16 protein-coding genes are annotated in these 20,381 nt (G+C 39.0%); 14 read left to right on the top strand and 2 right to left on the bottom strand.

Annotated features, from left to right (window positions below; all coding sequences use genetic code 11):
* Positions 1–30: 30 nt before the first annotated feature.
* Together MN086_RS06950 and MN086_RS06945 are read left to right on the top strand one after the other, a co-directional pair.
* Positions 31–1,422 (top strand): hypothetical protein, encoded by a 1,392-nt coding sequence (locus tag MN086_RS06950; RefSeq protein ID WP_248575292.1) that lies wholly within the window; start codon positions 31–33, stop codon positions 1,420–1,422.
* A gap of 11 nt (positions 1,423–1,433) precedes the next feature.
* Positions 1,434–6,035, top strand: coding sequence for a diguanylate cyclase (locus tag MN086_RS06945; RefSeq protein WP_248575291.1), 4,602 nt, complete (start codon positions 1,434–1,436; stop codon positions 6,033–6,035).
* Positions 6,036–6,043: 8 nt separating this feature from the next.
* Here the strand turns inward: MN086_RS06945 and MN086_RS06940 are convergent, their stop codons facing one another.
* A complete protein-coding gene (locus MN086_RS06940) occupies positions 6,044–6,724 on the bottom strand; it encodes a diacylglycerol kinase family protein (protein ID WP_248575290.1) in 681 nt (226 codons plus the stop codon).
* Positions 6,725–6,759: 35 nt separating this feature from the next.
* On the opposite strand from MN086_RS06940, the gene MN086_RS06935 reads away from it, so the two are divergent.
* The 12 genes from MN086_RS06935 (at position 6,760) to MN086_RS06880 (ending at position 19,791) form a co-directional block, all read left to right on the top strand.
* The gene (locus tag MN086_RS06935; protein ID WP_248575289.1) at positions 6,760–7,404 is read left to right on the top strand and encodes a paraquat-inducible protein A; all 645 of its coding nucleotides are present in this window, start codon (positions 6,760–6,762) and stop codon (positions 7,402–7,404) included.
* Positions 7,401–8,000, top strand: coding sequence for a paraquat-inducible protein A (locus MN086_RS06930; protein WP_248575288.1), 600 nt, complete (start codon positions 7,401–7,403; stop codon positions 7,998–8,000). Before MN086_RS06935 ends, MN086_RS06930 begins: the two co-directional genes overlap by 4 nt.
* Positions 8,001–9,593, top strand: a complete 1,593-nt coding sequence (locus MN086_RS06925; RefSeq protein WP_248575287.1) for an intermembrane transport protein PqiB — start codon at positions 8,001–8,003, stop codon at positions 9,591–9,593.
* Positions 9,593–10,156 (top strand): membrane integrity-associated transporter subunit PqiC, encoded by a 564-nt coding sequence (locus tag MN086_RS06920; protein ID WP_248575286.1) that lies wholly within the window; start codon positions 9,593–9,595, stop codon positions 10,154–10,156. Before MN086_RS06925 ends, MN086_RS06920 begins: the two co-directional genes overlap by 1 nt.
* A gap of 126 nt (positions 10,157–10,282) precedes the next feature.
* Positions 10,283–11,413, top strand: coding sequence for an MFS transporter (locus MN086_RS06915; RefSeq protein ID WP_248575285.1), 1,131 nt, complete (start codon positions 10,283–10,285; stop codon positions 11,411–11,413).
* Positions 11,403–12,050 carry a phosphatase PAP2 family protein gene (locus tag MN086_RS06910; RefSeq protein ID WP_248575284.1) on the top strand — a complete coding sequence of 216 codons (648 nt, stop codon included), beginning with the start codon at positions 11,403–11,405 and terminating at the stop codon, positions 12,048–12,050. Before MN086_RS06915 ends, MN086_RS06910 begins: the two co-directional genes overlap by 11 nt.
* Positions 12,051–12,187: 137 nt before the next feature.
* Positions 12,188–12,769, top strand: coding sequence for a TetR/AcrR family transcriptional regulator (locus MN086_RS06905; RefSeq protein WP_248575283.1), 582 nt, complete (start codon positions 12,188–12,190; stop codon positions 12,767–12,769).
* Between the two features lie 10 nt (positions 12,770–12,779).
* The gene (locus MN086_RS06900; RefSeq protein ID WP_248575282.1) at positions 12,780–14,027 is read left to right on the top strand and encodes a TolC family protein; all 1,248 of its coding nucleotides are present in this window, start codon (positions 12,780–12,782) and stop codon (positions 14,025–14,027) included.
* On the top strand, positions 14,024–14,722 hold the full coding sequence (locus MN086_RS06895; RefSeq protein ID WP_248575281.1) for an efflux RND transporter periplasmic adaptor subunit: 699 nt from the start codon (positions 14,024–14,026) through the stop codon (positions 14,720–14,722). The genes MN086_RS06900 and MN086_RS06895 overlap by 4 nt, the downstream gene beginning before the upstream one ends.
* Before the next feature lie 6 nt (positions 14,723–14,728).
* Positions 14,729–17,755: an efflux RND transporter permease subunit gene (locus tag MN086_RS06890; RefSeq protein ID WP_248575280.1), complete on the top strand. Its 3,027-nt coding sequence runs from the start codon at positions 14,729–14,731 to the stop codon at positions 17,753–17,755.
* A 135-nt stretch (positions 17,756–17,890) separates the two neighbouring features.
* Complete coding sequence (locus MN086_RS06885) at positions 17,891–18,916, top strand: hypothetical protein (protein WP_248575279.1); 1,026 nt, start codon at positions 17,891–17,893, stop codon at positions 18,914–18,916.
* A 5-nt stretch (positions 18,917–18,921) separates the two neighbouring features.
* Positions 18,922–19,791 carry a radical SAM/SPASM domain-containing protein gene (locus MN086_RS06880; protein WP_248575278.1) on the top strand — a complete coding sequence of 290 codons (870 nt, stop codon included), beginning with the start codon at positions 18,922–18,924 and terminating at the stop codon, positions 19,789–19,791.
* On the opposite strand, the gene MN086_RS06875 is transcribed toward MN086_RS06880, so the two are convergent.
* Complete coding sequence (locus tag MN086_RS06875) at positions 19,788–20,339, bottom strand: YSC84-related protein (protein ID WP_248575277.1); 552 nt, start codon at positions 20,337–20,339, stop codon at positions 19,788–19,790. The genes MN086_RS06880 and MN086_RS06875 overlap by 4 nt on opposite strands.
* Between the last annotated feature and the right edge of the window lie 42 nt (positions 20,340–20,381).

Below are 20,381 nucleotides of genomic sequence, written 5' to 3'. Positions count from 1 at the left end.
TATATTATGGAATTGGGAAGGGGAATACCAATGCATAAACTACTTGTTATAGGTATGAATATACTATTGAGCACTATCGCTCTGTCGGGGGAAGAAAAAATCGTTGATCCTTTCGCGGTGAATAACGGATCTATCCCTTCTGTATCTGAATACAACGGTACACTGTATAGCTTACATGCTGATTATCCTAAAATCTATAAAAAAACGCTCCCCATGCCTTGGCGTGATGTGTTAAAGGGAAAACACCTTACAAAAGAGAATGCATATGACTATGTTCTGGCATTGAAAAAATATGTCAAGAAGTCTGCTAAAGACTTTTTGGAAAATCCTGAACAATGGAATAAAAGTTCCCAAAAAGGCTGGTATGGGATGCTGTGGGCAGGTGATTCTGTTGAAAAGACAGGCTGGGAAGGTCGTGATGCGATCTATGGCACCTACACAGGACAGATCATGGCAAAAGAGGTCTATAGTGAGTATGGACTGACTGTAGACATACGTAATCATGCCGGGATATACTATAACGAGGCGGCAGCGTATACCCTGCATAAGGTATGGGAAGCATGTGATGAAAAAACAAAAGAGTGTGTCCCCAGTGTGATGAACAATGAGGCACAGTTTCAAGAAGGTGCCATTGTGATCAAGGCAGCCGGAGTGACAGCAACACCTGAAGAGTGGCCGGTTCTGAAAGATGCAGCAAAATGGCAAGTCTATAGAAAACCTTTTGATCTCAATGGTACCATTATAGATGCCCAACCCAAAGTGACAGACCTTAGGGTTGGTATCTTTGATATTATCGTAAAAGACTCTGTAGCATCACCAAAGACCGGGTGGGTATTTTCAACACTGGTCTATGATGCCAATGCCAGTGGTGAGAGTGTATGGGACAGGATGGTACCTTTAGGTGCAATCTGGGGGAATGATCCGGTTGTAAATTCAGCAAAGAACCCTGATCAGGAGCTGATGGAAAACTATATTAACCCAAATGCACCGGCATGGACCAAAGTGACCCTGGGGTATGGCGGTAGAATGTCCGGACCGTTTGATATCGCTGTAAAATATAATGTAGAAGTAAATGGTACCATGGTCAAGGCACTAAGAAGTTCTTCATGTCTCAGTTGTCATGGTACTTCCAGTTATCTGCCAAATAATTTTCATATGAATACATTTTTATACCCTGCGAAAGCGTATAAAAATCAGCCTTGGAAAATGTATACACCAGGTTCTGACACATGGAATGAATGGTTCCAGGACAGGGCAGGAGATGTACCGCAAAGTCAAGAGAAAGGCGCGATCGCTTTGGATTATAGTACATTCTTGGAAGCAGTACTTATGAACTATGCTGCTGAAACTATGGATGAAAACGATGTAGGTCAAGAGATGTTTTTAAAATGGAAAGCGTATAGAAGTTTTTCTAAACATTGAAGCAGTTGAGCATGACAAGTAATCAATATCACCCATTAAATGAATATGTGAAGAAGAAACCTCTTGATATAGATAGATTTTTACATATTGCCATAGAGATATGTCAAGGTATTTATGCACTACATAAACAAAATTTTCTTTTTAATCATCTTAGCCCTTCAACGATTTTGATAAACGAAAAAGAAGAGGTAAAAATCTCTCATATCACACTATTGGATGACAGAGAGGTAACTTTAGATTATTTGTCACCAGAGCATGCTTTGCATGATCTAATATCTATCAACCAATCATCTGATATATATGTTTTAGGGATCATTTTTTATGAACTTCTTATTGGTGAATTACCGTATAGATACGATGATGCGCTTGAGTTTAATCATGCAATAATCACACAAAAAATAGATTTTGTTTCCGATAAAAATAAAAATGTACCTCATATACTCTCTATGATCATAGATAAAATGGTTGCGACCAGTCAATTGGACCGTTATAAAGATATCCGGTCAGTTTTAATCGACTTGTCTAAATTACAGCGTGCCTTTAACAACAATGAATTTCCTGATTTTCAGTTGGATACGTTTCAAAATATACAAGACCTACATACAAGTGAGATGATATATGGCAGAGAGAAAGAAGAAGAGAAGCTACAGTACCATATTGATTTAAAGAGCGATAACGTAAACAAGATCATACTGGTACAAGGCAAGTCAGGTATGGGGAAATCATCATTTATTAACAAAGTGATAGATAAAAATAAAAATAATTTTTCTCATATATGTAAGTTTAAACTTGACTCAGGTGAGCAGAGTACGCCTTACCAGATACTCTATATTACACTAAGTACGATGGTCAGAGAGATCATCTCACAAGACGAAAAAACCTTAAAACGGTATAGAAATAAATTGTTAAGCAGCTTGGGAGAACAAGCATATATGCTGACAGAGGTCATTCCCGAAATACATATGATATTAGGTCAAGATCCTTCTACTGAACATGTAAAGAACAAAGAACAAAAAGTTAATCTGGATAATCTTTTGGTACGTTTTATGCAGATCTTTCTGCTCGATGAAAGACCGTTATGTATTTTTGCAGATGATATCCAATGGGCTGATGTTGTTACATTGCAATGGATCAAGAGTGTCATACTGAATTTAGAAAATGTCATAGTATTTATGGCGTATAGAGATGATGAGACGGAAATCTCAGACAATCCTCTTTTTGGTACTGTGTTACAGGAACTGAAGGTTTTTGATCTAAAGATATACGAGATGACTATGTCACCACTCTCTAAAGATCACATAGAAACATTGATCAGAGATAATATACAGCTGGAAGTAGGAAAAGAGGTGGCAGATATCATCTTTGAGCGAACTAGAGGAAATCCTTTTTTTGTAAAAGAGTATTTGAAGCAACTCTATAAGGATGATGTCATATGGTTTGATATGCAGCAATTAGAATGGAGATGTGATCTGCACAAAATTAATGCATTGCAAATTTCTGATAACGTTTTTGATATGTTATCAAATAATATTGACTCATTGTCACCCTATGTACGAAACCTGTTATGTATAGCGTCATGTATGGGAAATACTTTTTCCCATGAACTGTTGAAAAACGTATTTAATCAGGATGAACTATTTGAGAAATCTTTGGCTTTGGCATTAGCGTCAGGATGGATAGTTATTGATCATACAAACACGTTAGATGAGAAGCGTTATCGGTTTTTACATGATAAAATGCAACATGCTATACATAATTTACTTTTGGGAAAGGTACTGCATAAGGTCCATTATAAAATAGGGTGCCAGCAAGAACAAAGTAGAGAGGTTCAGGATCATCAAAATTTGCTTGAGTGTGTCAATCATTTGAACATAGGCTCAGCCTATGTAAGGGATAAAAAATATCTTGCTAAGCTGAACTTGGATGCGTCGATCTATGCAAAGAAAAGTGGTGATTTTGAAAGTGCATTGAAGTATATTAAAAAAGCTATGGAATTTTATTGTTTCAACCATTCTGTTGAAAATACCGTGTTGATTTTAAAGCAGAGGGCTGAATGTGAACATTTATGCAATCATAGTGGTGTGGCTATAGAGTATTATGAAAAAGCACTTGAAGTTGCCCAAACAATATTGCAAAAAGGTGAGATATATGAGTTACTTATTAAACTCTATTCAGATATTGCACAATTTAAGAACGCCTACGAAGTGGGGCGTGTGGCTGCAGAAAGTTTTGGTATTCTCATACCAAAAACATTTGTCCCGCCTCTTTTTATTTCAGAGTTCTTAGGTTTAAAACTTAAATTACGTAGATATAGTGTGGAAGACCTTATAGAGCTTCCTGAATCAAATGATGAAAATTTTAAAATGACCATTAAGATCATGGCAAACATTTTGCAGGCAGCCTATCAAATACGCCCAGCATTATGCGTTGCCAATGCAATGATCATTGTAAAACTCTGTTTAGAACATGGATTGACCAAAGAATCTGTCATAGGATTTACAGTCTATGGTGTTATTTTCGAAGGTGGAATTCTACGTAACCATAAATTAGGGTATGCATATAGTCGGTTTTCATTTGATATGCTTAAAAGATTTGAAAATACAACACAACATGCTGAAGTTCAATTTGTGTGTGGTTATTTTGGGATCTCATGGATACGACCGGCTATGGAAACTGAAGAAGTATGGCATAACGCCTATAAAAACGGTTTGGAGATCGGGGATTGGTTTCATACAGGCTGTGCTGCTGCAGGTATTATTCAGAGTATGTTTATGAGAGGTGTGGCTTTTGAAGATATTTTGATACAGATAAAGGATTTTGAAAAAATCATTTTGGATATCGGTGCAAAAGAACAGTATGGTGCTATCTTGAGTGTAAAACAAACCATATTGAATCTTACAGGAAAAACGAAAACACTGCATTCTTACGACAGTGATAATTTTGATGAATCTTCTTATGTAGAAAGCCTTGAAGATTATGAGTCTGAACACTTTGCACATTACTACTATGTCAATAAAATGACTGCACTCTATCTACAGCAAGCGTATAAAGAGGCACATCAGATAAGCCTGCAGGGAAAAAAGTTTGCAAAATCATCAAAAGGTATGTTACACCATACTGAATATCTATTTTATGATGCTATGATCTTAGCGAAGTTGATCGAGACAAAAGATATATTGACACGAAGAAAATATAAAAATACTATAGAAAATGTAAAGAAAAAATTTGTGAAGTGGGCAGGCGAATGTGCTGAAAACTTTTTGGTCAGGGCAAATATCCTGCAGGCAGAACTCTATCGTATAGAAAATAATTATAAAGAAGCATTTTTATATTATGAGAAGGCAATAGATCTTGCTCAAATTTATGGGCAGAGACACTTGAGAGCAATCACCAATAGACTCGCTGCAGAACTTTATGAGACTTTGGGTCAAAAAAGAGCTGTAAAGATATATAAAGATGAATCACTAAGAAATTTCAATAAATGGGGTATCAACTATATAGAATATACAGGTGAAGAAGAGAATTTGAGCTTTGATGTTAAAACATTGATCAAGGTATCAGAGGTGATTGCCCAAGAGCATGAGTTTTCCAGTCTGCTTAAGACATTGATACGTATCATTATGGAGAGTGCCGGAGCGCAGCATGGCCATTTACTCTTGAAAGAAGACAGTGGTTTTGTGGTTCAAGCTTCTGCAAACGAAGATTTTTCTGTTGTAGATGTGATGCAGGAAATCCCATATACAGATGTCGATATGATCGTACATCCTATTATCAATTATGTCTTACGTACAAAAGAGTCGATCGTGATCGATGATATGACCCAAAATAACATTTTTGATACATCTTATGTATCAACGAGGTTGATAAAATCTCTTTTTTGTGCACCTTTGATCTTACAGGGGGAACTCAGAGGGATCATCTATCTGGAAAATAATCTGGTATCTTCAGTCTTTACTGGAGATAAAGTAAGGTTCTTACAGCATTTAAGTGGGCAGATCGTTATCTCCATTGAAAATACAATGGTATACAGTAGACTCGAGGAGAAGATCAAACAGCGTACGCAAGATCTAGAAGTAAGTAAAGAGGAGTTAAAACTTTTAGCTTCCATTGATCCAATGACAAAACTCTACAATAGACGCTATTTTTCAGAGATATCTGAAGATATTTTCAATATGAACCAAAGAACAAACAATGAAATCTCATTGATCATGTTTGATATTGATGATTTCAAAAGTGTGAATGACACCTATGGTCATCATATTGGTGATAAAGTAATCATTGGAGTTGCGAATATTTTATTGGAACATACAAGAAAAAGTGACATAGTCTGTCGGTTTGGAGGAGAAGAATATATCATACTTCTCCCGGATACAGACTTAGAAAGCAGTATGCAAATTGCACAGAATATATGGGAATTGGTTGAAAAGATGGTGATAACATATGATCAGGAGAGGCAATTACAAGTGACCATAAGTGTAGGTGTATCAATGGTTGATCTGGTAGCCGATAATAATATAGAAGTTGCCATCAATAAAGCAGATAATGCTTTGTATGAAGCAAAAAGATCTGGTAAAAATAAAGTTGTTGCCTACAAGGAAAAGTATAGAAGATAGAAGATCGTTTATAGTGTCACGATATGAATATGCCCGGCGGGTTTGATGTGAAGAAGATTATCTGTGATCGTGACAATGTCACCATCGAGTTCTATGTGGTTATAGGTATCTTCCAATTGGATATTCATCTCTTTCACCTCTCCGTAAAAACTACCGAATTTTTTGATGAATGATGCAGGGGTGAAGATGAAAAAACGGTTCGAACTCATAAGCATGAAGGGTGTCATGATGAGGTGCAGCGGCAGTAAGAAAAGAAAAGCAAGCAGATATTTTCCCATGTTGTTTTTCAGGAGGCCAAAACGCAGTGTTTCAGAAAGGAAGATATGCTGCAGATCACCCATATTCCCTGCAGAGAAGAGAAAGACCTCCTCATTGATCGTAAAGTAAGGGTGTTTTTGTGTAGGAAGGGTTTCACCGTTTGCCAAAGCATCAAGCAGTGTCTGGAGCTTTGGTACTTTGTGAAGTTTTGCGACAACATTAAAGGAACCTATGGGGTTGAGTATGAAACGTGCCGAGTATGTCATCGTGTGAAGTTGTTTGATAACACGTCTGATCGTACCATCACCACCAGAGATGATGATGTAGTCAAATGTTTCTATATTTATCAGTGTATGTAGGGATGCCCCTTCTATAGATACTATTTCGAGTTTATTATGTTGCAGTGTTTTACCTATAGAGAGAATACGCATTATGGTCCTTAGTTATATCAGCTATAATTATATCTATGAAACTTGAAAATGAAGATGCACTTGATGACCTTATACTCTGTGAGCAATGTTTTACACTGCATGAAGAGTTACCTCTTGAAGACGGTACGAAGGCATGCTGTTCAGCATGCGGGGCAGTACTTTACAGATATGACAGTAAACTGATCGATCATGGTCTGGCATTGAGTGTCACAGGCCTTGTGTTTTTTATACTTGCCAATCTCTTTCCTTTGGTGCAGATAGAGATACTAGGGCACGGACAGTTCATTACGGTCCCTAAAACGATCTTTTCTCTGTTTGAATATGGGTTTTATTTTGTAGGGATCCTTTGTACCTTTCTCATTTTTATTTTTCCTTTTATGGTCTTTACTATCAATATGCTGCTTTTTACGCTTTTAAAGATGAAACGGGGTAAGAAGTTAACCAAAGAACTTCTTGTTTTGCTTGCACATATCAAGCCTTGGAGTATGACAGATATCTTTCTGATCAGTATACTCGTTGCACTGGTGAAATTGATCGGGTATGCTCAGATCCATATGGGCATTGCATTTTGGGCACTTATGATCTTTGTACTGATCGACCTCTACATAGTCAAACGTATGCATCTCTTTGACCTATGGATGCTGCGAAAAAGAATCCTGTTAAAGGAGGATGCAAAGTGATAGAAATAGATAAAGATAAACTCATAAGATGTCCGATATGCGGGGCTGTGAATCTAGATAAGGGTAGAAAGAACAGATGCCGACGTTGTAATTCTGCTATTTATCACCATAAACGTTTTAGTACAGAAAAATCCTGGGCATTCCTTATCACAGCTATGATCGCCTATATACCGGCCAATATCTATCCAATGCTTATCACTAAACAGTTTGGAAGCGAGGAGGGCAATACACTACTGGGCGGTGTTGTCATGTTATGGGAACATGGTTCCTACCCTATAGCCATGATCATCTTTGTTGCATCCATTCTGATACCTGTACTCAAGTTTCTTGTTTTGATTTATTTGTTGATTAGTGTAAAATACCCTATAGGGAAAGATAAGAAAGTCAATAAGCATAAATTGTATTATATGACAGAGGTCATTGGTCCATGGTCTATGATCGATGTTTTTGTGGTAGCCATACTTGCCGCACTTATTCATCTTGCAAATATTGAGATCATTGCGGGAATGGCAGCGACGGCTTTTGCACTCTCAGTATTTTTTACACTTTTAGCAGCACATGCTTTTAATGAACGTCTAATTAAGGGATATCAATAAATGTCAACACAGCGACCTACAATAGAAGAATCAAGTAAATTCAACCTTATTACCTCCATATGGATCGTGCCGTTTATCGCACTCATTATAGCTGGCTGGCTGGCATATCAGTATTTTTCTGAACTAGGACCTGAAATAGAAATTGTTTTTCCTGAAAATGCAGGATTGCATGCGGGACAGAGTCAGATCAAATATAGAAATGTACCTATAGGTACAGTAAAAAAGATCGTCTTGCAAGAAGAGGGTGAAGGTGTGACAGTGATCGCAAGAATGGAAAAATCTGCCACCCCTTATTTGAATACCCATGCAAAATTCTGGATCGTCAAGCCTGTAGTAGGGATCTCCGGTATTTCAGGTCTTGAGACTTTGATATCTGGAACCTATATCGATATGTTTTCTGCTAAAGGCGGAGAACCCAAAAAATCTTTTCATGGCTTGACACAGGCGTATCGTTATACGGAAGACGGTATGTACTTTCAGCTTAGTGCACCCTCAAGCTATAATGTCAAAAAAGGTACACCTGTCTATTTTAAGAATATTGAAGCGGGTCAGGTGGAACATGTGAACATCTCTTTGGATGGGCAGGGGGTTGAGTTTGTGGTCTTTATCAACAAACTCTATGTTCCTTATGTGCACAGAAGTTCCAAGTTCTGGGTGATGAGTGCGCTCGAGATGAGTCTGGCCCATGGAAGGCTTGATGTCAATGTAGCACCTGTGACGCATTTGGTACAAGGGGGTATCGAGTTCTCCTCAGCAGGAGTAAATACTTCTGACAGGGTACCTGACAAATTCGTTTTCCGTCTTTACAAAAATGCTAATCTGGCTGAAGGACAAGTGATCGGGAAAGGCGGGGATTTTATCAATACCTTTGAAATCCTGACCGAAGACTCTATCGCTAAACTCAAAAAAGGTGCATTGGTACAGTATGAAGGGTATGAAGTAGGACGTGTAAAAGATATTAAACTCTCCTACAATAAGGATACACATAAGATACTGGGGAAGATCCTTGTTGACATAGACCTCTCCTCTTTTGCCACAAAGCGTGATGATATCACAAGTTGCCAACAGAAATTCTATCAGGCTTTAGAAGAGGGATTAAGTGCGAAAATATCTTCAGCAGACCCTTTTACAGGTACACTCTTTGTTGACTTGGTGTTTGATACGAACACAACACAAAGAGATATTATACAGGGAGAGCATTTTGTACGTCTTCCTTCTGTTCCCAATGATACAAGAGGCATAGTTGATGGGGTTGAAAAACTGGTCGCTTCTCTGAACAGAGTGGTCGATGAGAATGAAGAGCCTATACAGAAAATAGTGGCAGACCTGCAACAGACCGTGAATAATCTTAATGCAATGACAGAAGCAAAAACCTTTAAAACGATGCCGGATGAGATGAATAAAGCCATGAAAGAGTTGACAACAACACTCCGTACAGCGAAAAAGGTGCTCAAAGGGTATGACAGTAATTCACTCTTAACACATCAAATTTCTCAAACACTCAAAGAGGTGACGGAAACATCTCAAGAGATGGAGGAGTTCCTGAAAATGTTGAACCGTAAACCAAATTCACTTATTTTTGGAGATAAATAATGACCAGGATCAAACTACTATTAACAGTGTGTGCTCTTTTTATCGTAAGCGGCTGTGCTTTGAATAACTATTATGTCCTTTCTACAGCTTCACAACCCAAAGAGCTCTATCCTTACAAGTCTCAAGTGATAGGGGTTGAGAAGGTTGAGGTACCCAAGTATCTTTTTAAAAGAGAGATCGCTGTTGCCAAATCATCGAACCATGTCATATTTTTAGGGGGATCAGCATGGGCCGAAGATATGGATGCAGGATTGACACGAAGGCTGATCTCCTTCTTGCAAAAAAAGTTCAAACAGCCTGGTGTATATGCATATCCCTGGGGTACAGATGGTCAGCCGGACATCAAAATAAACGTGCAAGTATCACGTTTTATTGCCCAGGAAGGTACTGTATATCTTGATGCAAGCTGGGAAGTAAGAAATATACGAACAGACAAAAAAGTGCTTAAATTATTTAGTACAACGGTGCCAACGAATGAAGATGCCGGCAGTATAGTCAATGCTATGGACAGAGCATTTGCACAACTGGAAGAAGATGTGGCCAGAGGAGTCAGGGAACTTTAGTATGTTTTGCTGCTTGCTTTACTGAGTAGATAGACCCATAGTGTGGGGTGAGGAAAAGAGGATGACAGATTTGAGTACACATGAGAATTATTCAAGAGCATGAAACATCTCAATAAAAATGTCATAATGCTAGGTTGGGTAAGTTTTTTTACCGATATGGCTTCTGCAATGATCATGCCTATTTTACCTATTTTCGTCATCTTGGTCTTAGAGGAGGGGATGGACAAACTGGGTATTATCGTAGCGATATCTACTTTTGCTTCTTATGCGCTTCGTTTGGTATCGGGTTATATTTCCGACAGATATGGCATTGTCAAGCCCTTGGTGGTAGCTGGATATGCTTTTTCTGCGTTGAGCAAGCCTCTGATAGGATTGACACAGGGATATAAAACTGTAGCTGGTTTGCAGGTAGCGGAGAGATTGGGGAAAGGGCTGCGTTCTGCGCCTAAAGATGTGATGATCGTCCAGTATAGCACAGAACGCGCAACAGGTAAAACCTTTGGTTTTCATAAGATGATGGATATCGCAGGAGAGCTGAGCGGTGCGTTGTTGCTCTTTGTACTGCTTTGGTACTTTGGTCAGAGTGAAATGGTCATGCGTAACATCTTTTATGCTACTTTTGTCCCCGGTATCATAGGAGTTGTGATCGTTACATTTTTTGTACGTGATGTCCCTAAACCGATCAGACACCCCAAACAATCGTTTACATTGACACAGAATGACAAAAAAACGATCGCTGCACTCTTCTTTTATTTTCTATTTTTGCTTTTTGTCTTCAGTCCTTCTTTTTTTACGATGCAAGCCAAAATGGTTGGCATTGCCACAGCTGTCATCCCTTTGCTCTTTGTTGTCTCTTCTGGTGTACAGACACTGAGCAGTTATCTTTTTGGCATACTCATTGATCGATTCGGTGTGAAACGGGTTTTGGCATTCTCTTATGCCTGCGGCGTTGCTGCGCAAGGACTTTTAATGTTTCAGAGTCCTTTTTTTACTTGGATTGCCTATGCTTTTCTGGGACTCTTCACTGTGGCTTCCCTGAATGCCAACCGTGCTTTTATAGCACGAAGTGCAACCAATAAAGGATCAGTCTATGGTGTTTTTTACGCAGGAGTAGCACTCTTTGGGGCATTGGGTGCATATATCGCTGGGTTCATATGGGAACACTGGAATATGCAGAGTGCATTGATATACTCATTGGCGGGGACATTAGTACTGACATTGCTGTTTCTTTTGATGAAGGGTAGTCATGAAAACTAGAGTACTCACATTTATTTTACAAAACAAAGTAGTGATCATAATGAATATCCTAGGTTTCTATCTCTTTGCAAAAATGGCAGAAGATGTGACAGAAAAAGAGTCTATTCTTGTGATCGATCGATGGGTAGAGACGTATATCAATACTATACAGACCCCATTATGGAATACATTTATGGTTACACTGACCCATTTCAACGGTGCTATGGGTATTTTTATCTTTTCACTATGTATGATACTTTTCTTGATCTACAAACGATGGTATAACGATCTTTTGTTCTATATTCTTTCTGTGTCTGGTGCAAATATCGCTTATATTGCTATCAAACTTATCGTACAGCGTGCCAGGCCGAGTTCAGAGTTACTTTCGATAGCAACTTCCTCTTTCCCCTCAGGTCATGCCACAATGGCAACAGCTATGGCACTGGCGCTCTATTTTATACTTGCTAAAAGAGTGAATACCATAGCTTTACGGTCACTCTTATTGATAAGTTGTATCGTATGGCCACTTATCATCGCTTTTTCCAGAGTCTATCTGGATGTACATTGGTTTAGTGATGTAATCACGGGCATAGGGCTGGGAGTGTTTTGGGTCACTTTAGTCGAATTGATAAATAGGTTTAAGAACTTAGTGGATTAATCTGTATTCTTAAAATAGAATACTTAAAACATAATAAAACAGTCAGTAGAGATATATAACAGAGTCAAATTGTAATTATAAATAAAATATGCTATACTTTCTTTATTGACCGACGGTCAGTCATATAAAGGAATATTATGGCAATTATCGTAAATAAGGAAGAAAAGCGTAGAAATATTGCGCTTTCATGTAGAGAATTACTCTTGGAACATGGGATAAATTCACTTACCATATCTCAGATCGCAAAAACTGCAGGTGTAGGGAAAGGAACGATTTATGAGTATTTTGAAAACAAGGAAGATATTGTTTTTGAAATCATTACAACCTTTATTGCCGATCATGAAAAAGAGTTATTGGCATTAGTGGATTCACCCATAACAACAAGAGAAAAACTATTTCATTTCCTCTATTTCTTGTTTGAAAATGAGATAGCAGGAAAGCATCTTAATGTGTATCAGGAATTTCTTGCTATTTCACTCTCTAGTGAACCAGAGGCAATGCTGGTTTTCAGTGAAGAGTGTAGAAAGAAATTTACCATGATACTGGATCTGATTTTAGAAGCAGGCAAAGCCTCAGGAGAAATTGAGAAGAGTATGCCTATCTCTTCCAGTTCTTTAACTTTGTTTGCTACAGGTTTGGTCGTGGATTCCCGTTTGGAGTCATGTGACATTAAAAAAGAGATAGATCTGTTTTTGGACATGATCTTGCCATCTAAATAAGGAGGGGTAGATGAGAATTGTTTTAGGATTGTTATTACCTTTATGTATATTTGCTCAAAGTTATGGTTTAAGAACGTTGGTGGAAAATGCCAATAAAGAGAACGGATTGATCACAGCAAAAGAGATACGTATCAAGGCAAAACAAGAAGAGGTGGAGGCAGCCAAAAGTGCTTACTGGCCAACCATAGACGTCGGAGCAAGCCATAGCTATGTCTCTCCAACAAATATAGTGAACCCGGGGCAGACGTCAAGCGCATTTGCTACGGTGAACCTGGAGATATATGACGGCGGTAGAAAAAGTGCACTGTTGGATGCCAAACGATATGAACATGAAGCAGCGCTTTTTGAAAAACGTGCATTTGAAAAAAGCATCACGCTTGAGATCGTACGTCATTATTATGGATTGCAGAAACTCAGAGCAACACTGCAGGCACTGAAAGAACGATCGATTGAACTGCAGGCACAGATCAAACGTATAAAAAAGTTTAAGAGTGCAGGCCTCTCTACACAGGAGGAAGTGGATAAACTGCAGGCAGAATATGACAGCAATAACTATACCATGGCCAATACAAAGCTGGAACTTTTAAGAAGTGAAAGAAATCTGGAACTTCTTAGCGGGTTGCCTGTGACAGGGTTAAAAAAGAACACTTTTAAAGAACCTGAAAATGTAGAGTTTGAAATCTTTGAAAACATTAAAATGCTTCAGGCCAATGCCAATGCCGTAGGTGAAAATTCACAGGCTATCAATGCAGGATACGGACCTCAGATCAATATATCTGATACCTATAACAGATCACGTTTTGACGATACCGTTTCCATGGGTGACCTGAGTGGAGACGGATTATTGTTGGATCATCAGAACAAAGTGATGATCTCAGTGAATATGCGACTTTTTGACAAAGGGAAAATAGCAAAAGAGAGTGAAGCAGTGAAGTATCAGAAAATGGCACTGCTCTCAGAGATCGATTATGCAAAAAATGAACAAATGATGAATTATAACTTGTCACAAAAAAGTCTGGAGACGATACGTACAAGACTTAAAAGTGCCCAAAGTGCTTTACGTGCTGCAAACAGTACCTATGCGGTGCTCAAAAACAAATTTGAGGTCGGATTGATCGACAATATTGCTTTTCTTGATGCACTGACAGAAAAAACAGTTGCCCAGTCACGTTACAAAGAGACACTTTATGATTATGAGATCGGTAAGTCGATCTATTACTATTATGCAGGGAAAGACCCAAAGGAGTTTATTAGATGAGAAAGATTGTATTTTTATTATTCATGGTATTACAGTTGAATGCAGAGGAGATCTATGCTACATTTGAAGTGAAAGCCGAAAAGAGTGCATCCCTGGCTTTTAGCAGCAGTGGTATAGTTGGAGAGATGAGGGTAGATATCGGCTCAGTCGTGAAAAAAGATGATTTGCTGGCAGAATTACTGAATGATGACATTGAGGCGATGGTTGAAGTTTCAAAAGTGGCCTTGAAATATGCACAGAGTGATTATGAACGACAAAAAAAGGTTCAGCAGCATATTAATGTCTCCCTGTTTGAAAGTTATGCCTACAAGTATGACAATGCAAAAGTTCAACTCAAGTATCAAGAAGCACTTTTAGCAAAAACCTATCTTCGTGCTCCATTCGACGGTATCATCACCTCAAAACATATTGAAGTCGGAGATGTGGTCAGCGGACAAATGATCACGGAGGTTTATGATATACAAAGTCTAAAAGCAAGAAAACTGATACTCAATTTTGATCAGAAATATCACGGTAAAGTGAAAGTCGGTGATCATTTTAAATACAAAGTTGACGGGGATGATAGCGTGTACGAGGGGACGATTTACAAGATCTACCCGACCATAGATACAAAATCACGAAAGATGTTGGCCGAGGTCAAAGCAGAGAGTTTTCCTGCGGGTCTCTTTGGTGATGGATATATTACAGTAAAGTAGGAAGTGATGTATAAATTTGCCATAAACAGACCTATCACAACATTGATGGGGGTATTGTCTTTCATTGTATTTGGATTGATGTCCTATAACACGATGCCTGTCAATCTTTTCCCCAATGTCGATTTCCCTGTCGTGACCATTCAAACGAACTATGATGGTGCAGATGCCAGTACAGTGGAAACCAAAGTAACCGATAAACTCGAAGAAGCGGTCAGCGGGATCGATGGGATCGACAAACTGATGTCAACCTCTTATGAAGGATTTAGTACGGTAACCATACAGTTTGAGCTTTTTAAGGATATCGATGAAGCCACTAATGATGTACGTGACAAGATCGGTTCGGTAGTACTTCCAAATGAAGTAGAGAAACCCATCGTAAAAAAACTGGGTGCAAGCGGCGTGGTGATCGATCTTTTTATTGCAAGTAAAACAGGTGATGTCACTGCACTGATGCGAATGTCTGATGAAAAGATCAAGCCTATACTTCAACGTATCAAAGGTGTGGGCGAAGTCAATATCATTGGGTATCAGGACAGAGAGATACGTATTTTTGTTGACCCGTTCAAGCTCAATAAATACGATCTTACACCGCTAGATGTACAAAATATCGTTGCTGCCCAGAACATCAACCAGGGAGCTGGTAAGCTTATCAGTGATCAAAAAGAGACTGTGATCAAAGTGAAAGCGGATGCCATCAGTGTTGAGGATCTTAAAGAATTGATCATCAAACCGGGAATTAAACTGAAAGATGTGGCACGGGTGGTAGATGGTTTGAGTGACAGCAGCAGTTTCTCTTCGTACAACGGAAATCAAGGTGTCATGCTCGAGGTCAAAAAGATCTCCGGAGAAAATGTACTGGATATCATCAACGGAGTCAAATCGGTGATGCCACGTCTCGAAACCATAGCCGGGGATGATTATGAACTGCAACTGCTGCAGGACCAGAGCGACAAGATCATGGTGAATATAGATAATGTGACCTTTGACCTCATTTATGGTTCCATATTGGCGATCATTATTGTCTTTTTCTTTCTTAGAAATGTGACTGCGACGATCGTGTCTGCATTGGCAATTCCTACATCGATCATTGGTACGTTTGCGATTATTGACTGGTTGGGGTATGACCTGAATAAGTTGACACTTATAGGACTTACCCTTGCGATCGGTATCTTCATTGATGATGCGATCGTTGTGATCGAAAACATCACTAAAAAGATGGAAGCAGGAATGGAGCCGTTCAAGGCATCCTTTGAAGGGATCAAAGAGGTATCATTTTCCATCTTGGCGATCTCTTCAGTATTGCTTGCCGTATTCGTACCTGTAGCTTTTATGGACGGGATCGTGGGTATGTTCTTTAACTCTTTTGCCATGACTGTAGCTTCAGGGGTTGTGATATCTTACCTGGTTGCAGTAATGTTCATCCCGACGGTCGGAGCACGGGTATTGCGTGCCAAGGAGAGCAGATTTTTCCATATGACAGAGCCCATTTTTGTGAGGCTTGACAGAGCTTATGTAGCGATACTTAAACCCTTGATCCGTTTTAAATGGATCACTATCCTTGTCACGATAGGATTGCTGGTTTCCTCAACCAAACTCTCTACAGGAATGGACTTCGTACCGATGCAGGACAACAGTGAGTTTCAGGTATTTACAAAGGCTCCTGTAGGAACAAGCCTGGAAGAGATGAAGAAAAAAATGAAGCCTATGCTTGAGAAAATGGAGCATGATGAGAACATAGAGTATACAGTACTCTCCATTGGGTATAACAGTGCTAAAGAGATCCACAAGGCCAAGATCTATGCCAAGCTTAAGCCTGTAGATCAGAGGTCTGTTTCACAAGAGGATGTGGTGCAGCAGTATGCCGATACATTTAAAACAATAAAGGATATGGTCGTTACCGTTGAAGAGGTTGCACCGTTTGATACGGGCAGCAGCAATGCACCCGTACAGATCGTTGTCACAGGAGATGATCTTGATGTGCTGAACGAAACGACACAAAAGTTGATGGATCTACTCAAAGCAACCAAAGGGGCAGTAGGTATAGACAGAGACTATGAGAGTGGAAAACCGGAAATAAAAATAGATATTTTAAGAGAGAATGCACAGCGTTCAGGGGTGAGTGCTAACGAGATAGCCGGTATTCTTTCAAGCGCGTACTCCAGTGACAGAGCGATATCCTACTATGAAGAGAACGGCCGAGAGTTTGATATTACCCTGCGTTTTGAAGATCAATATCGAAGTACGATCGATGATATTAAAAAACTTCAGGTCAAAAACCGTGACGGTGAATTTGTTTCGCTTGAAGGATTGATCACATTTGAGGAGCATACCGGTACCGCATCCATAAACCGCTATGACCGTGAGCGTAAGGTCATGGTGACATCAGGGATGTACGAGACCAGTTTGGATGTGATCATGAACGTGGTTGATGACAAAATTGGAGAGATCCTACCTGCAGGGTATAATTACCGTTATACGGGAGATATTGAGAATATGGCCGATACCAATGCCGCGTTTGGTGCTGCTGTACTGCTTGCAATTATTTTGATCTATCTGATACTTGCAGCACTCTATGAGTCTATCATCCAGCCGTTCATTATCATGGTGGCGATGCCGCTTTCCTTTACGGGGGTGATCGTGGCACTCTACTTAACGGGGAACAATTTCTCTCTCTTTGTTATGATCGGTATCATTCTCCTGCTTGGTATGGTAGGGAAGAATGCGATCCTGGTCGTTGACTTTGCCAATCAGGCGATCAAAGAAGGGAAAGAGGTCAATGAAGCCATCTTGGAAGCAGGAGAAAAAAGACTTCGTCCTATCTTAATGACCACTTTTGCCATGATCGGTGCGATGCTCCCTCTGGCATTTGGAGGCGGAGCAGGGCATGAGAGTAATGCTCCTATGGCACTGGCGATCATCGGAGGGCTTATGAGTTCGACTATTTTGACACTGTTGGTGGTCCCTGCAATTTACCGTATCATGTACCCGATGGATGCATGGCTGAGAAAATGGTATGAAAAAGGAAAAGTGTGATCCTTTATCTACTTTTGGAATAGTATGGCATTAGAGTATGGTGTGTAGATATCTTTTATAGTTTATTATTATGTTACAATACTGTAATCAAATGATCATCTAGTGGCAAGGGTGCTTATGTCTATAGGACATTATATGAAAACAATTTTATTTTTTGGACTGGCAACGCTTCTGCATGCAGAAATGTTACCGCATCCTTTTGATGTAGAGTCAGGTATGGTCCTTTATGAGATCAGTGGCGGGACACAACTGACACCTGAAACAAATCTCAGTATACAAGGTAAGGCAACATTACGTTTTAAGGACTGGGGTGAAGTGAAGTTGGAAGAAGAGAGCGGAGTCGTAGTGACTACGGGCGCTCTTAAACATAAACAGCAGGTAAAGAGATTTGTAAAACATACAAAAGATACGGTCATTACTGCTGATTATGCAAATGAACAACTTTTGGAACGTAAAAAAAGCTCTTATGATATCAATAGTGATGATGAAACACTCTCTTTGAGAAAAACAGGAGAGGAAACAGTTGCCGGTGTCTCTTGTGATATATGGGAAGGTTCAGGTGTAAAAAAATGCATTTATAAAAACATAGTTCTTAAGTTAGAAGCCCATATATTTGATGTTATGTATGTAAAAGAGGCAACGAAGGTCATTTTTGATAGTAATACTTCTTCCGAGGCGTATCTCCTGCCTGATTTCCCTGTACAAGAGTTTGCACTTTTTAAAGATAAAATTAAAACAAAGAACAGATATAAATCCGAAAATGTCTATAAAATATTACAAGAAGCTGCTTTGGGTGTTAGTGACATAAATACAAGTGACAGTAGCGATGAAGAGAGGATAAAGTTTATTAATCGTATGTCTAAAGATATGTATAAAAGACAAAAGAAACTCTTACCCAAGCTCTTAAGATCTATGAAGAAAACACGCGAATGTCTACAGACAGTCGAAGACCCTGCTACAGCCAACCAATGTATGGAATATTGTAATCAGATCAAGGTACAAATGTCAGGAGAGAAGCATGAAGAGATTACACTTTGGGATGAGAAACAAAAAGATATAATACTCGATAAAATAGAAGATGAAATCATAGCGTTACAATCTCGCATCCCCTGTGTGAATCGTGCAAAAAATATGACTGACCTTTCTAGCTGTATGAAATAATCATCATGAAATTTTACCGTATTTACATAGAGCTTACCAATGTATGTGGACTCTCCTGCAGTTTTTGTCCTACAAAGGCGCTACCCACTAAAGAGATGGACCTGGATTTTTTTGAATCCATCGTAAACCAGGCCAAAGCGTATACCAAGGAGATCGCTTGTCATGTGGTTGGAGATCCCCTCACACTGTCCAATCTGAATGCCTATTTGGATATTATCCACAAGCATGGGCTTAAAGCGATGCTCACGACCAGCGGATATTTTTTAAAGAAGCATGCTTATGATACACTTTTTCATCCCTGTGTAAAACAGATTAACATTTCACTCAACAGTTTCAATAAAAATGATACTTCTATCACCTTTGAACAGTATATGAACCCCGTACTTGCATTATGTGAAGCCAAGCTGAAGAGAGAAGAAGATATTTTTATTAATTTACGTGTTTGGAATCTGGATGAGATGATGAGTGAACGAACATTTAATGAAACACTCTTTGAAAAACTTTCGTCTAGCTTTGATACAAAACTTGATCTTAATAGCATATATAAAGAGAAACCAAAGTCCATACGTTTAGCCTCTAAAGTACTTGTACATTTTGATAACTATTTTGAATGGCCTTCTTTAAAGAACAAAATATACGGTCATGGTACATGCCAGGGACTACAGTCGCATGTGGCTATCCTGGCCAGTGGGAAAGTGGTACCTTGTTGTTTGGACTGTGACGGTGTCATAGAACTTGGCGATTTGCATGAAAATAGTTTGGATGAGATCTTAACTGCAAAACGTGCTGTCAATATGCTGGAGGGGTTTAAAGAGGGCAAAGCCGTTGAAGAACTTTGCCAGAAGTGTTCTTATAAGGATCGTTTCAACGATTAATTAGGTATGATCCTTTGGAATTTGGTACCTTCTATACTGACACCTAACATCAAACCTTCTGCACCATAGATAAATGCAACAATAGGTTTTTCATAACTGATAGAGGTGATATCTTTATTTTTTCCCCAGTCCGCTACAGTAATAGAACCATCTACACCGGCTTCCCATCCGTTACTTCGAATAAAATTGTTTAAAGAAGCTTCTGAAAGAAAGGCGATGAGGACTGAATGCTCTTGCACACCGGCTTGGTATCCTATGGAAGCGGATGTCATACTGTAAAAGTGTTTGGTCGTACCATTGATACGAAGGGCACCTTCACCATATTCTCCTCCAAGGATAAATCCACCTTTTATGACAGAAGGAAAGACAAGATAACCTTTTACTTTTGAAAGAAATTCTGGTCCCCCTACCACTTCTTTTTCAAATTTTTTGATGGCTGCATCAACATCTGCATTCAGCTGGGCAGCTGGTTTTGCAAATGAAAATTGAGTAAAAGCAAGAGAGATAAGAAGCAATAGCATCATTGGGTGCAATTTTTTACTGTACATGTTGTAATCCTTATGAAATTTGTCATATTATATCTTAGAAAA

The sequence above is a fragment of the Sulfurovum sp. XGS-02 genome (assembly GCF_023213175.1).
Taxonomy (GTDB): Bacteria; Campylobacterota; Campylobacteria; order Campylobacterales; family Sulfurovaceae; genus Sulfurovum.
Note: the sequence above shows the minus strand (reverse complement) of the source record. Positions and strands in the feature narration are given on the sequence as shown.

Excerpts from the sequence above, each read along its gene's own strand:
- MN086_RS06950 (WP_248575292.1), top strand. The coding sequence starts at position 31 with ATGCATAAACTACTTGTTATAGGTATGAATATACTATTGAGCACTATC.
- MN086_RS06945 (WP_248575291.1), top strand. The coding sequence starts at position 1,434 with ATGACAAGTAATCAATATCACCCATTAAATGAATATGTGAAGAAGAAA.
- MN086_RS06940 (WP_248575290.1), bottom strand. The coding sequence starts at position 6,724 with ATGCGTATTCTCTCTATAGGTAAAACACTGCAACATAATAAACTCGAA.
- MN086_RS06935 (WP_248575289.1), top strand. The coding sequence starts at position 6,760 with ATGAAACTTGAAAATGAAGATGCACTTGATGACCTTATACTCTGTGAG.
- MN086_RS06925 (WP_248575287.1), top strand. The coding sequence starts at position 8,001 with ATGTCAACACAGCGACCTACAATAGAAGAATCAAGTAAATTCAACCTT.
- MN086_RS06920 (WP_248575286.1), top strand. The coding sequence starts at position 9,593 with ATGACCAGGATCAAACTACTATTAACAGTGTGTGCTCTTTTTATCGTA.
- MN086_RS06915 (WP_248575285.1), top strand. The coding sequence starts at position 10,283 with ATGCTAGGTTGGGTAAGTTTTTTTACCGATATGGCTTCTGCAATGATC.
- MN086_RS06910 (WP_248575284.1), top strand. The coding sequence starts at position 11,403 with ATGAAAACTAGAGTACTCACATTTATTTTACAAAACAAAGTAGTGATC.
- MN086_RS06905 (WP_248575283.1), top strand. The coding sequence starts at position 12,188 with ATGGCAATTATCGTAAATAAGGAAGAAAAGCGTAGAAATATTGCGCTT.
- MN086_RS06900 (WP_248575282.1), top strand. The coding sequence starts at position 12,780 with ATGAGAATTGTTTTAGGATTGTTATTACCTTTATGTATATTTGCTCAA.
- MN086_RS06895 (WP_248575281.1), top strand. The coding sequence starts at position 14,024 with ATGAGAAAGATTGTATTTTTATTATTCATGGTATTACAGTTGAATGCA.
- MN086_RS06890 (WP_248575280.1), top strand. The coding sequence starts at position 14,729 with ATGTATAAATTTGCCATAAACAGACCTATCACAACATTGATGGGGGTA.
- MN086_RS06885 (WP_248575279.1), top strand. The coding sequence starts at position 17,891 with ATGAAAACAATTTTATTTTTTGGACTGGCAACGCTTCTGCATGCAGAA.
- MN086_RS06880 (WP_248575278.1), top strand. The coding sequence starts at position 18,922 with ATGAAATTTTACCGTATTTACATAGAGCTTACCAATGTATGTGGACTC.
- MN086_RS06875 (WP_248575277.1), bottom strand. The coding sequence starts at position 20,339 with ATGTACAGTAAAAAATTGCACCCAATGATGCTATTGCTTCTTATCTCT.